The 19,677-nt window shown below is 55.5% G+C and carries 17 protein-coding genes; 5 read left to right on the top strand and 12 right to left on the bottom strand.

The window, feature by feature from the left end:
- The first annotated feature begins 117 nt into the window (after positions 1 to 117).
- From F3H58_RS25925 to F3H58_RS25910, 4 genes are all read left to right on the top strand, one after another.
- Positions 118 to 2,079, top strand: a complete 1,962-nt coding sequence (locus F3H58_RS25925; RefSeq protein ID WP_188129077.1) for a relaxase/mobilization nuclease domain-containing protein — start codon at positions 118 to 120, stop codon at positions 2,077 to 2,079.
- A gap of 39 nt (positions 2,080 to 2,118) precedes the next feature.
- Positions 2,119 to 4,125, top strand: a complete 2,007-nt coding sequence (gene virD4 / locus F3H58_RS25920; RefSeq protein ID WP_149744286.1) for a type IV secretion system ATPase VirD4 — start codon at positions 2,119 to 2,121, stop codon at positions 4,123 to 4,125.
- Between the two features lie 436 nt (positions 4,126 to 4,561).
- Positions 4,562 to 4,753, top strand: a complete 192-nt coding sequence (locus F3H58_RS25915) for a hypothetical protein (protein WP_149744285.1) — start codon at positions 4,562 to 4,564, stop codon at positions 4,751 to 4,753.
- 85 nt (positions 4,754 to 4,838) lie between these two features.
- Complete coding sequence (locus F3H58_RS25910; RefSeq protein WP_149744284.1) at positions 4,839 to 5,930, top strand: hypothetical protein; 1,092 nt, start codon at positions 4,839 to 4,841, stop codon at positions 5,928 to 5,930.
- A 105-nt stretch (positions 5,931 to 6,035) separates the two neighbouring features.
- Here F3H58_RS25910 and F3H58_RS25905 read toward each other — a convergent pair whose 3' ends face one another.
- The 12 genes from F3H58_RS25905 to F3H58_RS25850 all read right to left on the bottom strand — a co-directional run bounded on the left by F3H58_RS25905 (position 6,036) and on the right by F3H58_RS25850 (position 18,479).
- Positions 6,036 to 7,475 (bottom strand): zeta toxin family protein, encoded by a 1,440-nt coding sequence (locus F3H58_RS25905; protein WP_149744283.1) that lies wholly within the window; start codon positions 7,473 to 7,475, stop codon positions 6,036 to 6,038.
- A 4-nt stretch (positions 7,476 to 7,479) separates the two neighbouring features.
- Positions 7,480 to 7,794, bottom strand: a complete 315-nt coding sequence (locus F3H58_RS25900; RefSeq protein WP_149744282.1) for a hypothetical protein — start codon at positions 7,792 to 7,794, stop codon at positions 7,480 to 7,482.
- Between the two features lie 30 nt (positions 7,795 to 7,824).
- Entirely contained in the window at positions 7,825 to 8,904 is a 1,080-nt protein-coding gene (gene virB11 / locus F3H58_RS25895) for a P-type DNA transfer ATPase VirB11 (RefSeq protein WP_149744281.1), read from the bottom strand.
- The gene (locus F3H58_RS25890; RefSeq protein ID WP_286170135.1) at positions 8,901 to 10,268 is read right to left on the bottom strand and encodes a TraB/TrbI/VirB10 family type IV secretion system protein; all 1,368 of its coding nucleotides are present in this window, start codon (positions 10,266 to 10,268) and stop codon (positions 8,901 to 8,903) included. Before F3H58_RS25890 ends, virB11 begins: the two co-directional genes overlap by 4 nt.
- Complete coding sequence (locus tag F3H58_RS25885; protein ID WP_149744280.1) at positions 10,258 to 11,076, bottom strand: TrbG/VirB9 family P-type conjugative transfer protein; 819 nt, start codon at positions 11,074 to 11,076, stop codon at positions 10,258 to 10,260. The genes F3H58_RS25890 and F3H58_RS25885 overlap by 11 nt, the downstream gene beginning before the upstream one ends.
- A gap of 264 nt (positions 11,077 to 11,340) precedes the next feature.
- Positions 11,341 to 12,069 carry a VirB8 family type IV secretion system protein gene (locus F3H58_RS25880; RefSeq protein ID WP_286170132.1) on the bottom strand — a complete coding sequence of 243 codons (729 nt, stop codon included), beginning with the start codon at positions 12,067 to 12,069 and terminating at the stop codon, positions 11,341 to 11,343.
- Positions 12,070 to 12,071: 2 nt separating this feature from the next.
- Complete coding sequence (locus F3H58_RS25875) at positions 12,072 to 13,577, bottom strand: TrbL/VirB6 family protein (RefSeq protein ID WP_188129076.1); 1,506 nt, start codon at positions 13,575 to 13,577, stop codon at positions 12,072 to 12,074.
- A gap of 25 nt (positions 13,578 to 13,602) precedes the next feature.
- A complete protein-coding gene (locus F3H58_RS25870; RefSeq protein ID WP_188129075.1) occupies positions 13,603 to 14,316 on the bottom strand; it encodes a type IV secretion system protein in 714 nt (237 codons plus the stop codon).
- A gap of 226 nt (positions 14,317 to 14,542) precedes the next feature.
- Entirely contained in the window at positions 14,543 to 16,903 is a 2,361-nt protein-coding gene (locus tag F3H58_RS25865) for a VirB4 family type IV secretion/conjugal transfer ATPase (protein ID WP_286170130.1), read from the bottom strand.
- Positions 16,896 to 17,171 carry a VirB3 family type IV secretion system protein gene (locus F3H58_RS25860; protein ID WP_149744277.1) on the bottom strand — a complete coding sequence of 92 codons (276 nt, stop codon included), beginning with the start codon at positions 17,169 to 17,171 and terminating at the stop codon, positions 16,896 to 16,898. The genes F3H58_RS25865 and F3H58_RS25860 overlap by 8 nt, the downstream gene beginning before the upstream one ends.
- Positions 17,172 to 17,204: 33 nt before the next feature.
- On the bottom strand, positions 17,205 to 17,516 hold the full coding sequence (locus F3H58_RS25855; protein WP_149744275.1) for a TrbC/VirB2 family type IV secretion system protein: 312 nt from the start codon (positions 17,514 to 17,516) through the stop codon (positions 17,205 to 17,207).
- 72 nt (positions 17,517 to 17,588) lie between these two features.
- Positions 17,589 to 18,479: a lytic transglycosylase domain-containing protein gene (locus F3H58_RS25850; RefSeq protein WP_286170129.1), complete on the bottom strand. Its 891-nt coding sequence runs from the start codon at positions 18,477 to 18,479 to the stop codon at positions 17,589 to 17,591.
- A gap of 426 nt (positions 18,480 to 18,905) precedes the next feature.
- Between F3H58_RS25850 and F3H58_RS25845 the strand changes: the two genes are divergently transcribed.
- Positions 18,906 to 19,631 (top strand): response regulator, encoded by a 726-nt coding sequence (locus F3H58_RS25845; RefSeq protein ID WP_149744274.1) that lies wholly within the window; start codon positions 18,906 to 18,908, stop codon positions 19,629 to 19,631.
- The last annotated feature ends 46 nt before the right edge of the window (positions 19,632 to 19,677 follow it).

Raw genomic sequence — 19,677 nt, 5'->3', positions numbered from 1 at the left:
CACGTCGTGCGTGGAGGTGGCGCGCGAACAGTCTCGCGAATTTGTTCGCAATGGACATATCTAACACGCAGTGGGCACGTAAAACTTCAATTTTCCGCGCGTCACGGCAACGCGATCATGCCGTATAGCGAGCTGGAGGAGTGGGCTCGGCTATGGGCCGGCCAGCATGGCAACTATGTGGAAGGCCAACTTGTTTCCGATGGCGACGAGGACATGACGTCACACATCGTTGTGTCTTTTCCTCGATTCCGTGATTTCGCGCCGCCCGGCTATGACGTCGTAAACGATCCAGAAAACAGAAGGCAGGCCTATCAAGACGCTGCCCGCCGCGCGGGTCGTGAATGGGCGCGTTTGATGTTCGGCACGACACTTGCGGGAACGCTTGAGCGTCTTGAGTTTGACTACGTCACCGCATTCCACACTGACCGTGAGCATCCTCATCTACATGTCATCGTCAATCGCCGTGCCTTCAATGAGGATCGCTCACGAGGGGGGCACCCCCTATTGTGGGTGGCCCCCGGCAACGAGTTGATGAACTACGACCTCATGCGTAGAGAACTCGTCACTGTGGCCCGTCATCATGGAATCGATCTTGAAGCCACGTCGCGCGCCGCCCGGGGTCTACCGGGACGCTCAACGTCGATCGCGCAGACCTACATGCGTGCGCGTGAAAGGAGCATCATGAATGCGCACCCGACGGCACAAGCGGCCGAACGTGAGGGGGCGGAGGAAGCTGGTCCTTTGACGGAGGCGGAAACGCACGCCCGGGCGCGAGAAGACGTCCTTCTGCGAGAGCATTGGCCCGAGAACGAAATCACCAATTACCTGAATCCCGATGATTCCGACGACAATGAATCGGATAACAGCGACGGTTCGTCTGGTACGGACGGTAACGGGCCCAATTCCAAGGCGGCAGCGGAAGTCCACCGAAACGGACCAATCGATACAGACAACCAGGCGGAAAAGTCAGCTATGGTTGCGGGTGGTGGCATGGCCCCTCGGGGACAGCAAGCGTCCGACGAGCCGGCCCAATCTCAGTTCGACGTCGCGACATTGAAAGACGCAGGCTCTTTGCGGGATTTGCAAAGAGCCTATCATCTTGCACAACAGCAGGCTGGCATCCCCGAAGAGGGCGGGCCCGGCCCCGCGACGATCGAGCTAAGGGCTATGCGGGCCGCGCAGCAAGCGCCCACCTCCGGAGGCGGATCGAGCAGTGGCGGGGGCTCCGAATTCCGACCGTCAGGCGACACCGTTCATGCGGCCGGTTCTGAGCCGCTCCTGCCACTGCGGGACCCGACCCCGGATCAGGCGCAAACCGGGTTCATACCCGAGGCGGCCACCGATGGAGCGCCGGCGCACGACACCGGTATGGGGAGTGATAGCGCGGCCCACGGCAGATCGCGACAACGGAGATTTAGTGAAGTGGCCGAGCAGCAGGCGCGCCAGCGTGAGGATACTCGGGGGCTGCGGGAGCGCGATGTTCTCAACGATGAAGGCAACGCGCGAAAGCGTCGCCGCGGAAGGGACGGACGTCGAGAGGTGGATGAAGAACGCCGGAACGAAGCCGAAACCGCCCGTGCCGGTGCTCGTGGCGCTCGCCGGCTTCAGACGGAAACGGATCCCGCGACGCAAGCTGCATATAGCTCCATCGAGACCCGCGCTCAGCGCTTGCGCCGCGAGAATGCGGAGCGAGAGGAGGCGCGCAGGGTGGCTCGGGCACGTCGCCGGGGAGACGACATTGAGCGTGTTGTCAAAACGCGGTCTCAAGCTGCTCGGGAGGCGGCGAACGTTCGACCCATCAACGTGACGGACTCCTCTTCGCATCCACAGCAGTTGCCGTTCACCTTTACGGTGAACCCACCGGCAGAAAGCGCGCCAATTGGGAGCATGGAGCGTCAGGGGCCAGTAACCCGCGCCCAGTATCGCCGAGAGCAGGAACTGGGCGCTGCAACAATCCAGGGGCGGATGTCGACCGACGCGCCGGGCAACCAAGGTGGCAGCGGAGATGCGCGCGCAATGGGCGTTGAAATGACGAGAAGGAAGAACCCCCGAAAACGCGATCACGATAGCTCGCGTTGATCCGCAACCGAGAGAAATGGGACCAGCGGGATCTGTGAGATGGACACGAAGGGAAAATTACAGACACTTCTTTTTGGATTGGGCTTTGGCATTGTTGTCGGCTTATTCTTAGCAACGCTTTACGCTGGCTTTCAGAACGGCTTCAACCCTTCCGTTCTAGAGAATTTCGATTTGCTCGCTTACTGGTGGGAGACGCCTCTCTACAAAGGCTATGCCACACAGGTTTTCATCCGCGGCCTATGGATAATTGCCTTCACGGCCGTTCTCATCACTCTGGTCCTTGCAGCCTTTCTCCTTCGGAACAGTCAGCATCATGGCACGGCGCGTTGGGCGCGATTCGGGGAGCTGGTTTCGGGTGGGTACATTAAGAAGTATAGCCGCATCAACGGTCCGATCTTCGGCAAGACATCCGGACCGCGCGGGTTCGGGCGGTATCTGACCAACGGGGACCAGCCACATAGTCTCGTGGTCGCACCGACGCGCGCCGGCAAAGGCGTGGGCATTGTCATCCCAACGCTCCTGACCTTCGACGGTTCGATCCTAGCGCTTGATGTGAAGGGTGAACTCTTCGAGATGACCTCGCGTTCTCGCCTTGCCCGTGGCGACCGCGTCTATAAGTTCTCTCCCTTTGATCCGCAGGGGCGCACGCATTGCTACAACCCGGTTCTAGACCTCGTCAATATGCCGGAGGATCGCCGCTTCAGCGAAACTCGTCGTCTCGCCCACAATTTGATCGAGGCCAAGGGCAAGGGCTCGGAAGGCTTTATAGATGGCGCGCGTGATCTATTCGTCGCGGGCATCCTTGCGTGCATTGAGCGTGGCACACCGACAATCGGCGCCGTCTATGACCTGTTCGCGCAGCCCGGCGAGAAGTACAAAATGTTTGCACAGCTGGCCGCGGAGACGAAGAACGTCGAAGCGCAGCGCATTTTCGACAACATGGCCGGCAACGATACCAAGATCCTCACGTCCTATACCTCGGTGCTCGGCGACGGGGGCCTCAACCTTTGGGCCGACCCGCTCATCAAGGCTGCGACAACCACCTCGGATTTCTCGATTTACGATTTGCGTCGCGATCCGACATCGATCTTCCTGTGCGTGAGCCCAAACGATCTCGAGGTGATCGCGCCACTGGTGCGGCTATTCTTCCAACAGATCGTCTCAATCCTACAGCGTACCATGCCGGGCAAAGACGAAACGTTCGAGGTCCTGTTCTTGCTCGACGAGTTCAAGCATCTTGGCAAACTGGAATTGATCGAAACTGCGATTACCACGATCGCTGGTTACAACGGCCGCTTTATGTTCATTATCCAAAGCCTGTCAGCCCTGACAGGGGCCTACGAAGAAACCGGCAAGCAAAATTTTCTTAGTAATACTGGGTTGCAGGTCTTCATGGCGACGGCCGACGATGAGACGCCAACTTATATTTCAAAATCGATCGGAGAATATACTTTCAAGGAGAGGTCGACATCCTACAGTACAAGCAACATGTTTGACACCAATGTTTCTATTTCGAACCAAGGCGCGCAGTTGCTACGACCGGAGCAGGTCCGCATCATTGATGACGCTACGGAGATTGTCCTGATCAAAGGTCAGCCGCCTGTGAAGCTCCATAAGGTCAAATATTATTCAGACCGTATTTTAAAGAAGTTGTTTGAGGCACAAAAGGGACCGCTACCGGAGCCGGCTCCCATCGATCACGCCCAGTTCGTTGCGCAACCCGCTTCGCAGCCGGAGCCCATCCTCGAACCCGCAGCGTCGCCAGCTATGTCAGTGCAGTACGTCATGCCGGGTGCGGTTGATCTTCCAATGTATCAAGGTGAGCCACAGGATGACCAGCCTGTCGGTGGGGAAGGCGACGGCGGCGTAGAATGGGGCTATAGCGAGGAGCAAGTTAGCGCCGCCCCCGCGGAGCCCTATTACATCGAACCGGAGCCTGCAGCCCCGAGCGAGGAAGCAGTTCGCGCTCTCGCCGCGCAGCAGGCTTTACTCGACCGAATCATCTCCCTGCAGACCCGTGAGGTTGGCGTGGCTCGCGAGATTTGAAACGTATAAGGGCAGATTACACCTGAAATTGTAATACACTTTACGAGCTTGGGTGCTGCTAAGTACCATCCGAGCCGGAGTAAAAAACGGATGCTAAGCGCTGGCCTGGCGCGGGTGCTGCTCTCGGATGGAGCATACAAGCCGCGCTTCTGGAGGTGCACACGGGAAGGGGTTCAACAAATGGCAGACAAGTCACCGGACGACAAGCATGGACGCGTTGGGCCTTTAAATGGACCCACCTCTCCTGTTTCGCCAGTAGCATCCGACGAACGTAGTCGCCTGAGCCGAGCAGAGCTTCAAGACGCGGCAGCGATGGAGCGTGGCATGGATCGCCGCCCACAAGGCCGTAGCCGGTGACGCAAGGTGGATATCTCGCCCTAATCCAGGACGATGCAAGAAATTGTCAGAATTCAGAGATCGGACGGAAGGAAACATCATGACCCGTTGGGAATCGACGCGTGTCGCTACAGAGCGAGCGACGGAAACGTGGCCGCCCGAATTTCTGCGAGGTAGCTGTTTCCTCTCCGATCGGATGCGCGTGACCGAAGAAGAATGGCAATCATTGCTTGAAGAGATAATCGAGGTGGCGCGTACTGAGCTTCGCGCTGAAAGCTTTCGTGCAGGGTGAACTTGAAATGCGGCATCTCAGACATCTGCAATTGGATGGCTACAGAAGCCAGCAACTGGATTGAATAGCGGCGAAAGGAACTTTTGTGGCGGCCGAAGAGCAAAGATTAAGACGCTTGTTAAGAAAGGTTAAGGACGTCTTCAGTCGGAAGGACGAGCCTGAAAATCGACTTGACAAACCCTTGCCGCCGCTACCTGCGCGTCAGCATCATGCTGCTGCCAAGAAGGTTACCAGCGACCAAATCGGACGGCCACTCATCCAAGGCGACCTCGGCCGTAGCGACTTTCTCCGGCAGGTCCATCGCACATCGCCTCCAGAACTACCGACCGCTGCTATCAATGTCCCTCCATCGTCGACCTACATGTCTGATCAGCTACTTGCCGGGGGGATGGACGATCCGTTTCGCGTTTCAACAATTCAAGGGAATTTTCGGGCTTGGCCCGGCTCAGGCCGGAGCAGCGCTTTCAGTGGGTCGGCTTTCGCTCACCAGCCCGCTGTTATGGAGACGTCGCGGTTTTCCGCGTGGTCGACCGACTCCGGTGTGTCGGATGCTACCATAGCCAAAGACGAAATGTTCGAAGGACTCGACGAAAATCCAAATTTCAAGCGAGAACTGCTGGCCGGTCTTGTTGATCCGACGTGGCCGGCTGCGCAAGATCGACATCTCTCGCCTGGATTGACTGCTCAGTCTTCCGCTTTGCCAACTTTAAAGCATAGCCTATCAGGTTCCACACTGAACCCCTCCGCGTCGATCGAGGGCTTGCACAGCCCTGATGTGGCCTCGGAAGACGGTGATGTAGGCAAAAGCCCGGACGAGAAAGTGAAGATCTATCTTGATCCAGCCTTAAGCGCGAAGACGCAGGATGGTAGTCGGAAGATTGTAATATTATCAATGCGCAAAGCGTCGAGGGAGGAGGTTAAGCTAGTTTCCATCACCGCTCCGAAAAGCGCCTCGAACGCTGCTCGCTCTACCGCGTTGTCACATACACAATTGTTGCGGCCGGACGTCTACCGGCCTCCGATGCGAACGGACGGTACCATGAACCGCTTGGTCAAAGTGCAGCAGCCGGGAACCTCTCAGCCGCGCTCCCGTTCGCTGAGAACGAACTCCGACATTGAAAAGGAACTCGACGCTGCGCATGCCCGCGATCGGGACCGCACGAGCTTGGAAAGGTAGCAGACAAGGCTGTAAAGCCTACAACGGGCACCCCGGTCTTCTGATGCGCCATGTTGTTTCCGGAAATGGCGATAAGTACCAGCCGGAAGAAAAAAAGTTCGCAAATCAGAAATCGCGCTCTGCGGCGCGACTACGAGCCTCCAGCGCAGGTCGTTGGTTACTTCCTTTTATCGCCCGACTGGCATCCAGGTTTTCTGCTGCTGGCATAGCGCTCTGCACCTGGTTGGTACGAGGAGGGTGACCACGAGCCGAACGTTGCTCTGCGACATCATGGAAATGTGACGATGGTCTCAGTCTTTTCAACGAAAGTCCATTTCGCCCCGTTTCGGTGCTTGCCTGTGTAAACTGACCGAGATCGCGTTTTCGGTTGGCCAGTTGTAGGGATTGAGGACCTTGTCCAAAATGTGCGATCTGCGTCGTTCCGGCGAGGCGATGAGTTGGCGCTCGTAGGCGTTGATCGGCGATACCAAACGTGGCGTCACGATATAACCGAAGCTTCGCATTGAATTCCTGAGACAAAGGAAAATTTTTAGCGATTTCGCTGTAGAAATGAAGTTCTCGTCCGATTCGCATTTTCCAAGCACTTAGATCGTCGACCGTATATTTTTCTGTCAGGTTAAAAATATCGACGCGACTGGCGGGGGCATGCAGGTATTCGGCGTACCTTTCGTGATAGCTCTTTACGTTGATGTACGATCCAAAGTGTTTTTGCAAATCACTGTTAAGTCTAGCTTTTTCCCACAATTCTATCGTTTCTTCGCGTGCCTTGTCGTCGACCTTCCGGTGTCGCTCAAGAAAAAAACTATCAAGTCCCTGCATGTTATATTTCCACCGTGAGCTCCCGTCATGCTGCCGCACTAGTTCGTTATCATACACGATGATGCCGTCTCGTCGGGTAATAACAATGCGATCATACTGCTTCTTCTGTTCAGCTTCGAAAACGGCGTAGGCCCATCCTCCGTAGCAAGCGTCGTATTTGTTACGGTTCATGACAACGTTGGTTCCGATATGGTTACTGTTCCGCAGCGCCGTGTCTGCCCGAGCCACAACACCCGCCCAGCTTTGGTAGCTTGGCGTCGCAATAACATGTAATTCAGTCCGATACCCTTGGTCCTTCCAGTTTTTCCCGACGGCAACACTTGAGTGCGGTATTGCATGCTCCCTAATCACATTGCACCTCATGCGCGCAGCGCGGTTTAAGAGTTCTACTGCAAAACCTGGATCTGCGGCTCTGCCATAAGACAGTGCTCTATTAGGGTCTTCTTTCGCAAGCTCCAAGTAGCCCGGGACATAAGCCACAAAGTCATCACCACAGCACTTCTGCGTCGGTCCCGACAGGCCCATTTCGGCCTGTTTGATTGCTGTGGATTTACCCGCACCAGGCTCTCCGGCCACCATGATGCAGGTCGGTCGCTCTAAACCTTGTCCTCTTTGCGCCTTAACGCCGAGCTCAGGTATAATCTTGTCTTCAAAAATCGAAATCGCGATGTCCTTTGACATTGCCAGCGGACCTTCGGATTGAAAATTTTCGAAAAGCTCGTTCAATGGCTCACTCCGCAGCAATCTTGTCGATGACTTCGTTCAAGTGACGGATTTTTTTCGATAAGTCAGCTGCGTCGAGCGCGTTGCCTCCGAGCGTCAAGAGTTTTTCCGCAATGGCCCTTCGTTCCACGTTTATCTGAGGCCAAGCCGGATCTCTCTTGAAGACTTCTCCAAACGAGCCGTATTCGAGATTGATCAACCGACCTGTCAGCAAAAGGAACGAATGATGTGCGTCGTTGACGATCTGGAAGGCGGGCCTGCCAGCATACTGGCCGTCCAAGCCGAGTTCCTGTCCTGTCCGTCGGTCAATACCCTCAGCCATTGCGGTCCACTTTCTTCTTCACTGATTGCATCATGGATGGCCCCCGTCCTGCGTGGGCAAATAGATTTCGAGAACACCGCGCCTGCCGTTGCGGCGGCCGACCTGAATGACGAGATCGATCGTCCGTTTGGCGTAGGAGATTATTTCGCCATGTGACAATTTGATACCAGAGCGCATTACCATCAGCGCTAGTCGGTCGAATGCCAGAGCGGGACTATCCGCATGAATGGTCGTGATTGCACCGGGGTGGCCTGTGTTGATCGCCTCCAAAAAGTCGTAAGCCTCGGTGCCGCGGATTTCCCCGAGAATTATCCGATCCGGGCGCATGCGCAAGCAGCTTTCGAGGAGCTTTGACGGCATACGTGGCGAGTTCGCCTTGCGATCAGAAACCAGTCCAACTTGGTTTCGGTGTGGCGGAAAAAGTTCTTGTGCGTCTTCAATGGTGATTAGCCGTTCGTTGACGTCCATCATCTCGATTAGGGACCGCGCCACCGTGGTTTTTCCGGAGGAGGTGCCGCCGGCGATCAGGATGTTAAAGTTCTCATGGATCGCCCGACGGAAGAGCTCCTGCAGGTTTCCGGCTTCGGCCAGGGCAAGAATGTTGCGATGACGCTCGCGGCGCTCCTCATCGATGCGGATTTGTCCGCCATTAACGAAGGTGATATGCTGGCTGTCGAGCGCCCTTGTCATATACTTGCGGATCGATAACGACACGCCATGCTCGACCGCAGGTTCCACCACGACCTGTACCCGCTGTGGGAAGCCCCAGACGTTGACGCGGCCGGAAACGATCGGATTTAGCGCTCCGAGCGTGTTGCGTGTCTCACCGGCCAGCTGCGCGCCGAGGCGTTTGATCGCATGTGCGGAAAGCGATACGTCGATCTCCCTCATATGGGAAGCGCCCGATGCCTCGACAAAGATTGAGCCGTCTGGGTTGATGACAACTTCGTTGATCATGTCGTTCGTGAGGTAGTCCTTTAGCGGGCTTAGATATTGCTCAACATAGGAAATCTCCCGCGGGCGGTGGGCTCGGTCGTGATGCCCAGCCTCTACCCCATTCTTTTGTTCGTTCTCATGATGGCTGTTGTTGTGATAGTTATGATGGCTCATGTGAACAAAAGATCCCTGTTCACGAAGATACGGATTTCTTCGCCTTGAGGGACGCGGATCAGGGGTGGCAGTGACAGGTACTCGCCCAGCACCTCGCTGGCTTGGCTTCCGATACCATTGCCGATTTCGCTTGCGGCATTGCCCCCCGGATTGATGGTCACGTTCGTGCGGGAACCGTTTTCGGAATCAGAATCACCGCCGCTCGCCTCTAGTAGAGTCGGTAGGGCAGAAATCGTGCTGATTAGGGCGGCCGCACCGAATTTCTTAAAGTAGCGGTTATCGACATTGCCGAGCGTGCCGGAGCGGCCGAGCCGATCGGTTCCGATCGAGCCGAGCGCGATCGACTTGCCGTCTGGTGTTACGGCGCGGTTCCACGCGATCATCACGCGCTTTTGTTCAAAGCTCACGTCGTTGTTGAACTCACCGATCAGGATGGTGCCTTCCGACATCACAACCCGCGAACCATCAAACGAGTAGACCGGCTCCGTTATCTGCGCGCGCAAACTGCCGGGCAGGCTTGTGTCGATCGCGGTTTCCAAAACGGCTGAGATAATCGTACCTTGGACAACCATGCTTGAAGGTTCGGTGAGATCTTCTGATATTGACGTCTCAACGACACTCTTTGCGTTAGTCTTCAAAAAGCGCCTATTCCCGTCAAGCTCAACCGTGAGATCGTCTGTTTCGGGATCATTCGCGAGCGAATCATCATCGTCACCTTCATCAACAACGACGGCATCGGATTCGCGCTGCTTTTGGTCTAGGTCTCTCATTTGTTTCAGAACTTCCTCCTGCCGGCGCGCGGCCTCCTCCGCACGCCGGCGCAATTCGTTTGCCTGATCGGCTTCCGCCTTGAGACGGGAGTTCTCTTCCGCCATTTCCTTGCGATGAGTTTCCAGTTGCCGTGTGACCGACGCGTTATAGTCGGATAGCATTTTCTTGATCTGCTCGTTAGACGCGCCAGGCTGGAGGTTGCGTTCCATGAGCGCGATCTGCGCTTGAAGCTCTTTTAATTTTTCGCTCAAGCCAACGTTGGGGTTCTCCTCCCGCGTCTCGATGACCGGATCGGCCGGAACAACGAAATCCAGCTTCACCGGTTCGTTTGCTTCCTTATCTACCTTGAGGTCAATCTGCGACGTTCTTTGCGTTTCTACAGACGTGACGCCGAAGATTTGCAGGGCGGCGGATGGGCCGGCGATGACGACAACAAGGAGGCCGCCAGTGATTAGCAGAGCGCCCGTCATGATGAGTTTCCTGTTCGCGCCCCCGGCGTCGCTACGCTGGCGCGCGCGCCTGTCAGCCACCTGCTGGTCCCGCTCGAGATTGATCTGATTTTCTGAACTTGCACTAAATTCGTTATCGCGCATCAACAATCTCCAAGCGGCCCATGAAACCGGCTTTCTGCTTGACGGCACTTTTTGCGCCGACGCAGACGAACTGGTCACCAATACGCATCACCCAAAAATCGCTCGTGCCGTCAACGATGACCAAGTTCCCGCGTGTGCGGGAATTTACGAGCTCTTCCTTCTTGTCTGCCCCAACCTTGAAGATTGCCGGGCGCTGTGCTCCCGGCGGCAGGAAGAACGTCGTCTGCCGGCCATTGTCCTGAACCCATCCAGGACGAAATTTGGCCTTTCCTGACACTAGGTAGTCGGTGTTGACCGGGTCGATGTTCGCTTCGCTTTGAACAGGCTTAGGTTTCTTCTCGTCGGCGTAGGTAAACATCGTCCGGAACAGCGTCACGCCCTCATTTCCAGACGCGGCTGTTCCATTCGAGCGCAGGTCGAAAGAGTAGACGCGTTTGTCGGTGTAGATTGTCATATTCGTCGTTGCGGCCGGTATTATTGGCTTGATGCTGACGACATTGCCGCTCTTCAGCTTCACCACCTCCCAAGAGGAGCTATCGCCAATGAGGATCGACTGAACTTCCTCGCCGTTGGCAAACTGTAACGCCGTGACCGACTTCAAGTGAAGGTCGAGCCGGTACACTTTCTTCTCGTCGTAAGCATACGTCCTGATCCTTGGATCGACGGCGGTCGAGGTAGGGGGGGGCTTGGGGGAGGCGTCGGCAGGCGAATGAGAGGTTGCGGCCGCGGGCGCCGGAACCTCCTCAGCAGCAAGGGCCGGAACCACGACGGTGCAAGCCAAGAGGATTGATGTAGTTTTCTTTAACATTTAAAAGTTCCTTGGATGCAATTATTTGCGGGACGCTTCCGGGCAATCAGAAAGCAGGAAGTTGCGGACATGGTGCCATCTTTAGGTCTGCATCCGTCAGCTTGGAAAATCGGGAATCGAGGCCGGCGCCGATTAGACGGTGAGACGATGCAGTCGGCTGGATCGTTTCTGTGAGAATACTGCCGGCGAAAGCTGCAGCGGAAAAACGTAGAAAATAAAGTAGAAAGAAATTTTTGAATCATACAGGCCATCTTCATTCAAGAGCTATCCGGAGGTTTCGGCGTCGATCCGGTACGAAGTAACCATGAAACCCAGTGGATTTTTCCAAATGTCCGCAAGCGTCGCATGTTCCTTCGGCTGGAATAGATAGCCAACGGTAACAACGAAGCTGCGCTCGGCGATTTGGCGCCCCTTTTCCTCACGATACTTGGTGATCCGGACGCGGGCGACATCGCTGGCGCCGCGCTCAGTCGCGGGATTTATCGAGATAGATTTCACGCTGACACGGACGCGGATATTTTCGCCGTAGACAGTCGGGGGATACTGGTCCGAGGAAGACGACCAGAGCTGAGATAACGTCGCAGAAGCATTCTCGGAAGAGCGCCGCATCACGTCGGGAATACGTACCGAATTGTCTAACGGATCGTAAGTCTCCCGATCGATGACGTAAGACACTAGTTCAGCTTGTCGCACGGCGTCCTGCTGATCTAGAGAAGCCGGGCGAACCTGGACCAATTTCTCGGCTTCGCCCGTCGTCTTATCCACCATCACGACAAAAGGGACCGTCTCCTTGAGTGGTAGGATCATTATCAGGCAACCCATGCCTAATAGGCAGGCGAGCGCGGAACCAACTGCGACTTTTGCCCAATCATCGCGCTGCTGTCGAAGCGTGAAAAACAATTCGTCTTCAAAAGCGTGATGTGCGTCGGACTCCACCACTGGGCGTTCAACAGTTGTCGGAGCAAACAATTTCTCAAAGAACTGCGGGGTCATCGTTAATCATCCTCAGGCTTGTCTTTTGTCTTTGGAGCCGAGTTGCCGCTAGGATGTTGCGAGCTAGCTCGTTTTTCGGGTCCTGCTCGACTGCCTGGCTCCAACGCCGAGCGGATATCTTTTTCTCCACTTTGCATCTTCGTGCTGGCCGCCTCCTTAAGTGCCTGCGAGGACCGATTTTGCTCCGCCGCGTTCTTTTCATTGGTTTTGTCTGAGGTGCTGGTTGCTTCGGAACCCTTGTCCCCGGATGTTTTGTTTGTCGCCTGATTTCTTGCCGAAGCGGCTTTAAGCATGTCTGCAAGATCGCTTACGCGCATTTGGCCGACGGTTTTGTCCTGGGGCTTCTTTAGATCCGTGTTCGTAGCGCTCGAGGCGGCAGGTACTTTATTTGCGGGTGCATTAGTCGCGGCTGCATTAGTCGCGGCTGCTACATCTTTCTCGCTGACCTTTGGCTTTTCATGCATGCGGCTCGCCAAACGCTGGTCGCGGCGACTACCCCTGCTCAATGCGCTTTGCCGCATACCACTGATGGCCGCCATGGCGATGCCGCCTGGCCCTGCGCCATTTCGTCTCGCTTGATTTGCCACGCCTGCACCATCTCTAACGCGCTGGGCAGCGTGGCCTAGTTTGCGAGCATTGTTCATCATACCTCGGCTACTCGCCATGCTCGCGCCCACAGCGGCAACTGAAGCGCCTCCCAGAGTTGACGCCATTGTCGGCACCTGCGACAGCATTATAACTGCTGCTGCCATCATAAATAGAAAGTAGAAATAGGCATCCTTGTTGTCGCTGCCAGCATCGGACTGTGTGAGCATTGCGCTTGCAATGTAAAAAATAAGCGCCATCAACATCCCTGTTATTAGTGGAATGCATAAAAAGCCGCACGTAAACCGAAGCCAGGTTTCGAAGTAATTTTTCGTCTGTTCCATCATAAGGAGGACAATGGCCAAGGGAGCCAATCCAACTGCTGCCGCAAATCCGATCTTGCTGAACGCCACGAGTATCGCTGATATTGCAGTGAATATCGCGCCGAGTAGAATGATCACGAGGCCAATCAACAAATTCCGCATGGTTTTACCAATATTATTAATCGAGACATCTCTTATGTAGTCCCACGCAATCCATATTATCGCGTGCGCGAATTCGTCCATCGCCGTATACATGTCATTTATTTTGCTAGGATCTAGTATATCTGTCCTGTGCGTCGTGATTCTTGTTGAAAAATACTGCATTACAATCGATATATATTCATCGGGAAGCGTGCTGACAGCATCGTAAATGAGCCTAAAGTTCGCCCAAATCGTAGCAAATGAGTATATTAAAATGAATCTGATGCCCCAGCCCATGTATTCTGAGTAGTTTATCTGCCTGAATTGGATTAAAGTGTTTACTGCAATGAACAGCAATCCGACTAAGCCCATTGCTTGTAGCAGGCTACGGATCGGAATAGCGACGGCATTGAAGACATCTTCGGCGTATTCGATCACGCTTTGATCGATATGGTTCATGACGTCTACTATTATTCCCATGACGTCACCTGTTGAAATTGATAAGGTTGGACCACGCGTCGTCGCCGCCTATTTCGCCGCCTAGGACCATAAAATATGTCCCAGCAACCGAAGCGATCGCGGCTTGCGTGCGCAGACTTTCGTTCATCTGCTGCGTCATTTCGAGCATGACGCGCGTGTTCAGGTCTATGCTTGTTTTGATATCGCTGCTGTTGTCCAAAGCTTGGAGATAGCCATTGATGCGGGACATGCTGTCGTTAGCTCGCTTGAAGCTTTGTTCGGCTGTCGAAGCGGCAATCGCTCCCTGGGCAGATGCGTGCGCTGCAAATGCAAGGCTTGCTGCGCGATCGTTCTTTAGTGCGAACGCTTTATCGAGCTTGTATGTCTGCTTGAAGCGGCTCAGGGCCGCTCGAAATTCCTCAGGGGCGTCGACGGCGTCGTCAAGTGCGCCAGTGGCCATTTCCAGCAAGCCTGGACCACCATCTCGGCCCCCCACATCCTCCTGCTGAAAAGGAAAAGGTATATTTCGTCGTCCGATCTGCGCATCGCGCAGCCCGGTGATAGCAGCCGTCTGCGCTACTGCTGAATCGAAAAGCTGAGTAACGCCGCCACCAATAATTTTTGTTAGCGCGACCATCCTCATTAACTCTTCGATAGCACGCTCGTCGTAGGATTCGCTTGCGTTGGTCGGCCTGCTTGGGGCTCGACCAATGACCGGATCCGACAACGGGGCAATCAAGGTCTGCGCTCTCGGTAAGCCGGCTGTCCAGGGGGCCGATGCCGCGCCCACAACACTGAAGATTATGGCTAGTCTCAAGACTGGGTTCATACGACGGTCCCTCCTAGTACATTCGAGAATCCTGGCACCTGCCACAAGCAGGCGCAGTTGTTTCTCCGCTCTGTTGGAACAGATTGGCATGAGGCTAGTGCCGTCAACATTATCGTGAGCGCGGTCCATCTGAGAGTCATTGCAGCATCTCCATCTGAAAATCGGGGCGGTCTCGCCAGCCGGTAGGTGCCTTTTCGCCGCGACCGCCACCCAGAATTTTTAGTCCCTTGCCCAAGGCACCCAGGTCGAAGTCAAGCACAACGCTGTCGTTGCCGGATTTCAAGAGAACAAGGTGGTTGTCGACGTTACTGATCTGCAGGAAGGCGCTTTCGGCCGGGGTAAGATTGAGCGGCGCCAGCTCCGCTTCCGTATTGAAGGAACTCGGATAGACGAGGCGGGTGACTGCGCTTTCGAGAATGGCGTCGCCAGCACGGCTATTTTTGATGTGGGAGACGCGCTGCGTGAGCAGGACGACCGCAACATTCTTCTTTCGCATCGTCAGCATCCAATCCTTGAGACGGGCCTCGAAATAGGGATCGTCGAGCAGCTTCCATGCCTCGTCGAGGACGATCAGAGTCGGGTGTTCGTCCTCGACCAGCCGTTCGATGCGGCGGAAGACGTAGCTCAGCCACGCAGTACGCACGATGTCATTGTCGAAGATTTCGGACAGATCGAAAGCAGTGATGTGGTTGTTAAAGGCGAGTCGGTCCATTTCCTTTCCACCGAAAAGCCAACTAAACTGGCCGGTGTCGTCCCAGCGGCCGAGGCGAGTGTAAAGGTCGCCGTCGTCATCGGTGGCGCGCAACTGGCTGCGGAATTCCTCGAAGTTCTGTAGGCGTGGGTCTGCCGTTGCGTTGGCCGTGGCCGCGTCGCTGAGCGCTTGCAACTGGACCGGTGTCAGCCTGGCGCCATCGTTCTGCGCAAGCGCGGAAAGCCAGTCGACCAGCCAAGCGACCCCGCGGGCATCGGATTCCGCGCGCATCGGATTGAAGTGCGTGTCCTCGCCCATTCGGACCGCTGAATAGTAGCCACCCATGGCGCGCACGGCCATCTCAAAGCCGTTGTCCTTGTCAAACAGGATGGTGCGTGCATTGAGCCGTTGCGCCTGGCTGAGCAGAAACGCCGTACCAAGCGTTTTGCCGGAGCCTGTCTGGCCAAGCACGAGAGAATGGCCAACCGTCCTTTGACCGTGACCCCCGGCGATGTGGAAGTTGAAACGGAAGGTCTCGCCCCGGGCTGTTGGCAAGATCGTCACGGAATCGCCCCAAGGGCTCTTTTCCACAGGGTTACCCTTAGAAACGCCGTGCATAGCACAGAACTGCGCAAAGTTCTGCGACGAGATCATCGCCGGACGGGTCCGATAGGCAAAATTGCCCGGATGCTGGGCGAAAAAGACGGCGCGTGCCGCAAAGTTCTCGCGAACTATCGCAGCACCCGCGTCCTGCATAGCGCGATTTACCTGGCTCATAGCGTTTTCTAGCTCGTCGAGACTCTGGCAAAACACGGCTATGCTGCAATGGTGGTCGCCGAAGGTCACTCGGCCAGACGCTACGTCGTCTTCGGCTTCCTCGAGTTGCGCCATCAGTGAGACTGCGGCATCTTCTGCCGCGCGCATTTGCTTGCGAACACGAGAAATTTTGCCTTGGGCGGCAATTGGGTCAATTGGTGTGAAGCTTTGGCTGACGACCGTATCGTAGGGAAGGTTCAGGCGATCGAAGATGCCCGGATACGTTTCACTTGGATAATCCTTGACAGAAACTATCGTTCCGTAGCGCCGGGTTTCACTGGCTGTTCCCTCGTATGTGAATACACGCCCCTGGAACCCAACGTTCGAGGAGGCGAGGAGATCGGCGACCGGCAGAAATTTTTGTCCGGGAATGACGATCGCGTCGCTCCCCGAAATCAGCGTCTTGAGAAAACCGAGCCAACGGCCATCAGAGATTTTCAGGCGCGTCGGTTTGGCGTCATTCAGACTTACCATGAAGCCCGAGATCATCTGATCGAGCCTCGCTGCCCGCAGCGCAAGTTCTTCCCGGCCGTGGACCTCCTTGCCGCGAACGAGCGACAGCAGTTTGCTGATCTTGCGGGGAGGACGGATCACGAGCGTTACCATGGTAATGCGGTTTCGAAGACCGATCGTCTGGAGATAAATCTGCCAACGGCGGTCAATTTCCGCCGAGAATGGGTCTGTCGTGATCGGCGGCATGCTCGGGTGGGTTTCGACCGAGATGCGGTGGACATAGTAAGCGACGTCGGCTCGCTGCTGCGCGATGAAGCGTGACACTGTGTTGGACAGATCCATAGTGTGACGGCTGTCAATCGTGTCGGCGTTGATGCCCTCAACAATGAATGATGCCATCAGATCGCCATCGCGTAACAGCAGCGTTTTGTCGTCGACGACACTGAGATATGGTAGCCCTCCAACAAGCAGCGGGCTGTTATCCCCCCATTTGTCTCTGACGCTTCTTGTCGAGCGTGTTGCAGGCGCCTCAAGCACGATACACCATCCCGTCTCCACGCAGGATTCCGGGATTCATGCGTGTTTGCCGCATGGCGCAGATGTAGGCTCCAATGAGCTTAGGATCATACACAGCAAGTGTCCTCAGCGCCGTGTATCCAACGCCGGAAGCAACGATGAGATAGGTGAGGGACCCAGTCAGGATGAAACCCAACATCGAGATCATCATCAATAAAATAAGATACATGACCGGAAGCCCGGCAAAGGTGACTTCTCGGGTGAGGCCGATGAAAAGAGGTGTCCGCATTCTTGTCTCCCTGATAATTATAAAATGACGGGATTAAAGCCTCGTCAGAGTGGAGGTGAATGTTGCGGCACCGAACACAATTGCGATCCCAAGGACGATAGAGACCGCGAACGTCCAATCCATTCGACCCGTCATAAACGAGAAGCCGACCGCCATCACCGCGATGGAGGAAATCGCAATGCCGATGGGTCCCGTGATTGCGTTGACGACATTGGTCAGGAAAGCTTGGATGCCAGAGAAGTTCTGTGCATAGCTCGGCTCCGCCGCGGCGATGGAAAAGATGATGGTCGCGAAGAGCAGCTTTGCATAGTCAAGTTCGCGAAGGTATTTGTGTAATGATGCCATTTCCATTTCCTTCTTGGGTGTGGCAGCCTTGTTTGGGGTGTCGGGGCTGGCGAGTTCGAGGGAACTGCTGGCTCAGGATCTGCGTCTAGCCAAAGTCTTCCCTGCCGGCGTCGATGACGCATCGGCAGCAAAGCTTGGCTTACGGCCGACGGCATGGAAAATATCGACAATGTACTGCTGGGTTTCACGGTATGGAGGTACGCCGCCGTACTTCTGTACGGCGCCCGGCCCGGCATTGTAGGCGGCAAGTGCAAGCTCGGCGGAGCCGAACTTGTCTAGCATGGACGTCAGATATCGAGCGGCGCCATCTAGGTTCTCACTGGCGGAAAAAGCATTCTCGACGCCTAGTTCGCGTGCCGTGCCCGGCATGAGCTGGCCCAGTCCCTGGGCGCCAACGGGGGAAACGGCATTGGGATCGAAATTGCTTTCGCGGTGAATCATCGCTGTGAACAGCGCCGCAAACAGCTTACCGTCGATCCGAGCGCGTTTCACGCTGTCAGCGGCGGAGTAGTTCAGGCCTACCGCGACAGTCATCCGGCGCATATTTTGCTGGCGCGAGTTGAATTTCATCGACAGCGGCCGTGGCGCGGTTGCGGCGAGAGCCGGTTGGCGCGCGGAGCGGCCAATGTTCTTCCGTTGCCCCACGGGAGCTCGACCGATGTCGAAAAGAATGGCGCTCGACCATTGCGACCGAGCTCGCGTCTGCGCGAGCCTAGTCTTCTGCGCAGCTGGCATTCTTTCAGATGACGAGGGAGGATCGGCGGATGCCCCGTCTTCCATTTCGACGACCTCGTTGTTTGTGAGTTCTTCGAACACCGCAGCACGCGCTTGCTCCGGCTGAATAGCGATTAAAAAAGTATATACGAAAATTGATCCGTAGCTTAAATACCAATTCAGAGCATTTTTATTGCCCGTTAAAACTGACGCACACAATAAGTATCGAATAAATAGCAATATATTCATGAATCAACATCTTTGAATATTTTTGTTTGAATATAAAAGCCCTTTAAAGCGCGCGGGTGTCAACTTTACTTGGGTTGCAGATGTAATCGTAGCGATGCGCAAAGCAACCGTTGTCTCCGACGGCTCGCCCGCAATTCTCAAAAAATGTATTTAAAACAATCTATTATCGAATATCGATCAAACGTTAGACGAGACCCGCGCCGGCTCGGCTGACGAAACCCACAGGATTGAGACTGTCGTTCTTACAACTGAAATTTCCGCTGCTGTGCAGCTTCGGGGAGGTGGGCTCAGAAGCTGCGCCATCGTCCTCATACGTTTATGTTATCGCGGCATGCGCCAGATGCGCGTTGTCGGACCATGTCTTGGTCCTTAATTTTCGTGACTGTCTTCCTTTGAAACGAATATGTATTGGGGAAAGGAATAGTCATGAAGAACATCCTTGTCGTTGACGATGATAGCTCAATGCGAAATTTGCTGGTCGACTATCTCTCGCAGAATGCGTTCGGAGCCAAGGCGGTCGAAAACAGCCAGCAGCTAACGTGGCAGATGGCGGCGCAGGAAGCTGATCTGGTCATTGTCGATCTGAATCTTCGCCAGGAGGACGGTCTGCAGATCGTACGTAACCTCAGCACCAAGTCCGACATTCCCATCATCATCATCAGTGGCGATCGTCTCGACGAAGCAGACAAGGTGATCGGTTTCGAACTGGGGGCCAGCGACTACATCGCCAAGCCTTTCAGCCTCATGGAGTTTCTTGCTCGCGTCAAGGTCGCGATGCGCGAGAAGCCTGAGCGGAAGGGATCCGCACCCAACAAGATCTTCACGTTCGATAACTGGCGCGTAAACACGCGGCATCGTCGCCTTACCGATCCGTCCGGCGAAACCATCAAGCTGACGGCCAGTGAATTCAATCTGCTGATGGCATTCCTCAACGCGCCGCGGCAGATCCTCTCGCGCGAGCAACTCCTTTTGGCGACGCGCATGTATGACCAGGAGATCTATGACCGCAGCGTCGATGTGCTGATCCTGCGCCTGCGGCGCAAGCTGGAACAAAGCCTCTCAACCCCGAAATATATCCGAACGGAACGTGGCGCCGGGTATATTTTTGAAGCCGACGTCGTCGTCGAGAACCCGCGGGTGCGCCTCCAATGAAAGGGTACCGTCGCGTCCTTGCCGCGGCGGTGGGACTGTGTGTTTC

Origin of the sequence: Rhizobium sp. NFACC06-2 (genome assembly GCF_900101425.1) — a bacterium.
Taxonomy (GTDB): Bacteria; Pseudomonadota; Alphaproteobacteria; order Rhizobiales; family Rhizobiaceae; genus Agrobacterium; species Agrobacterium leguminum.
This window is presented reverse-complemented; position numbering and strand designations above follow the sequence as displayed.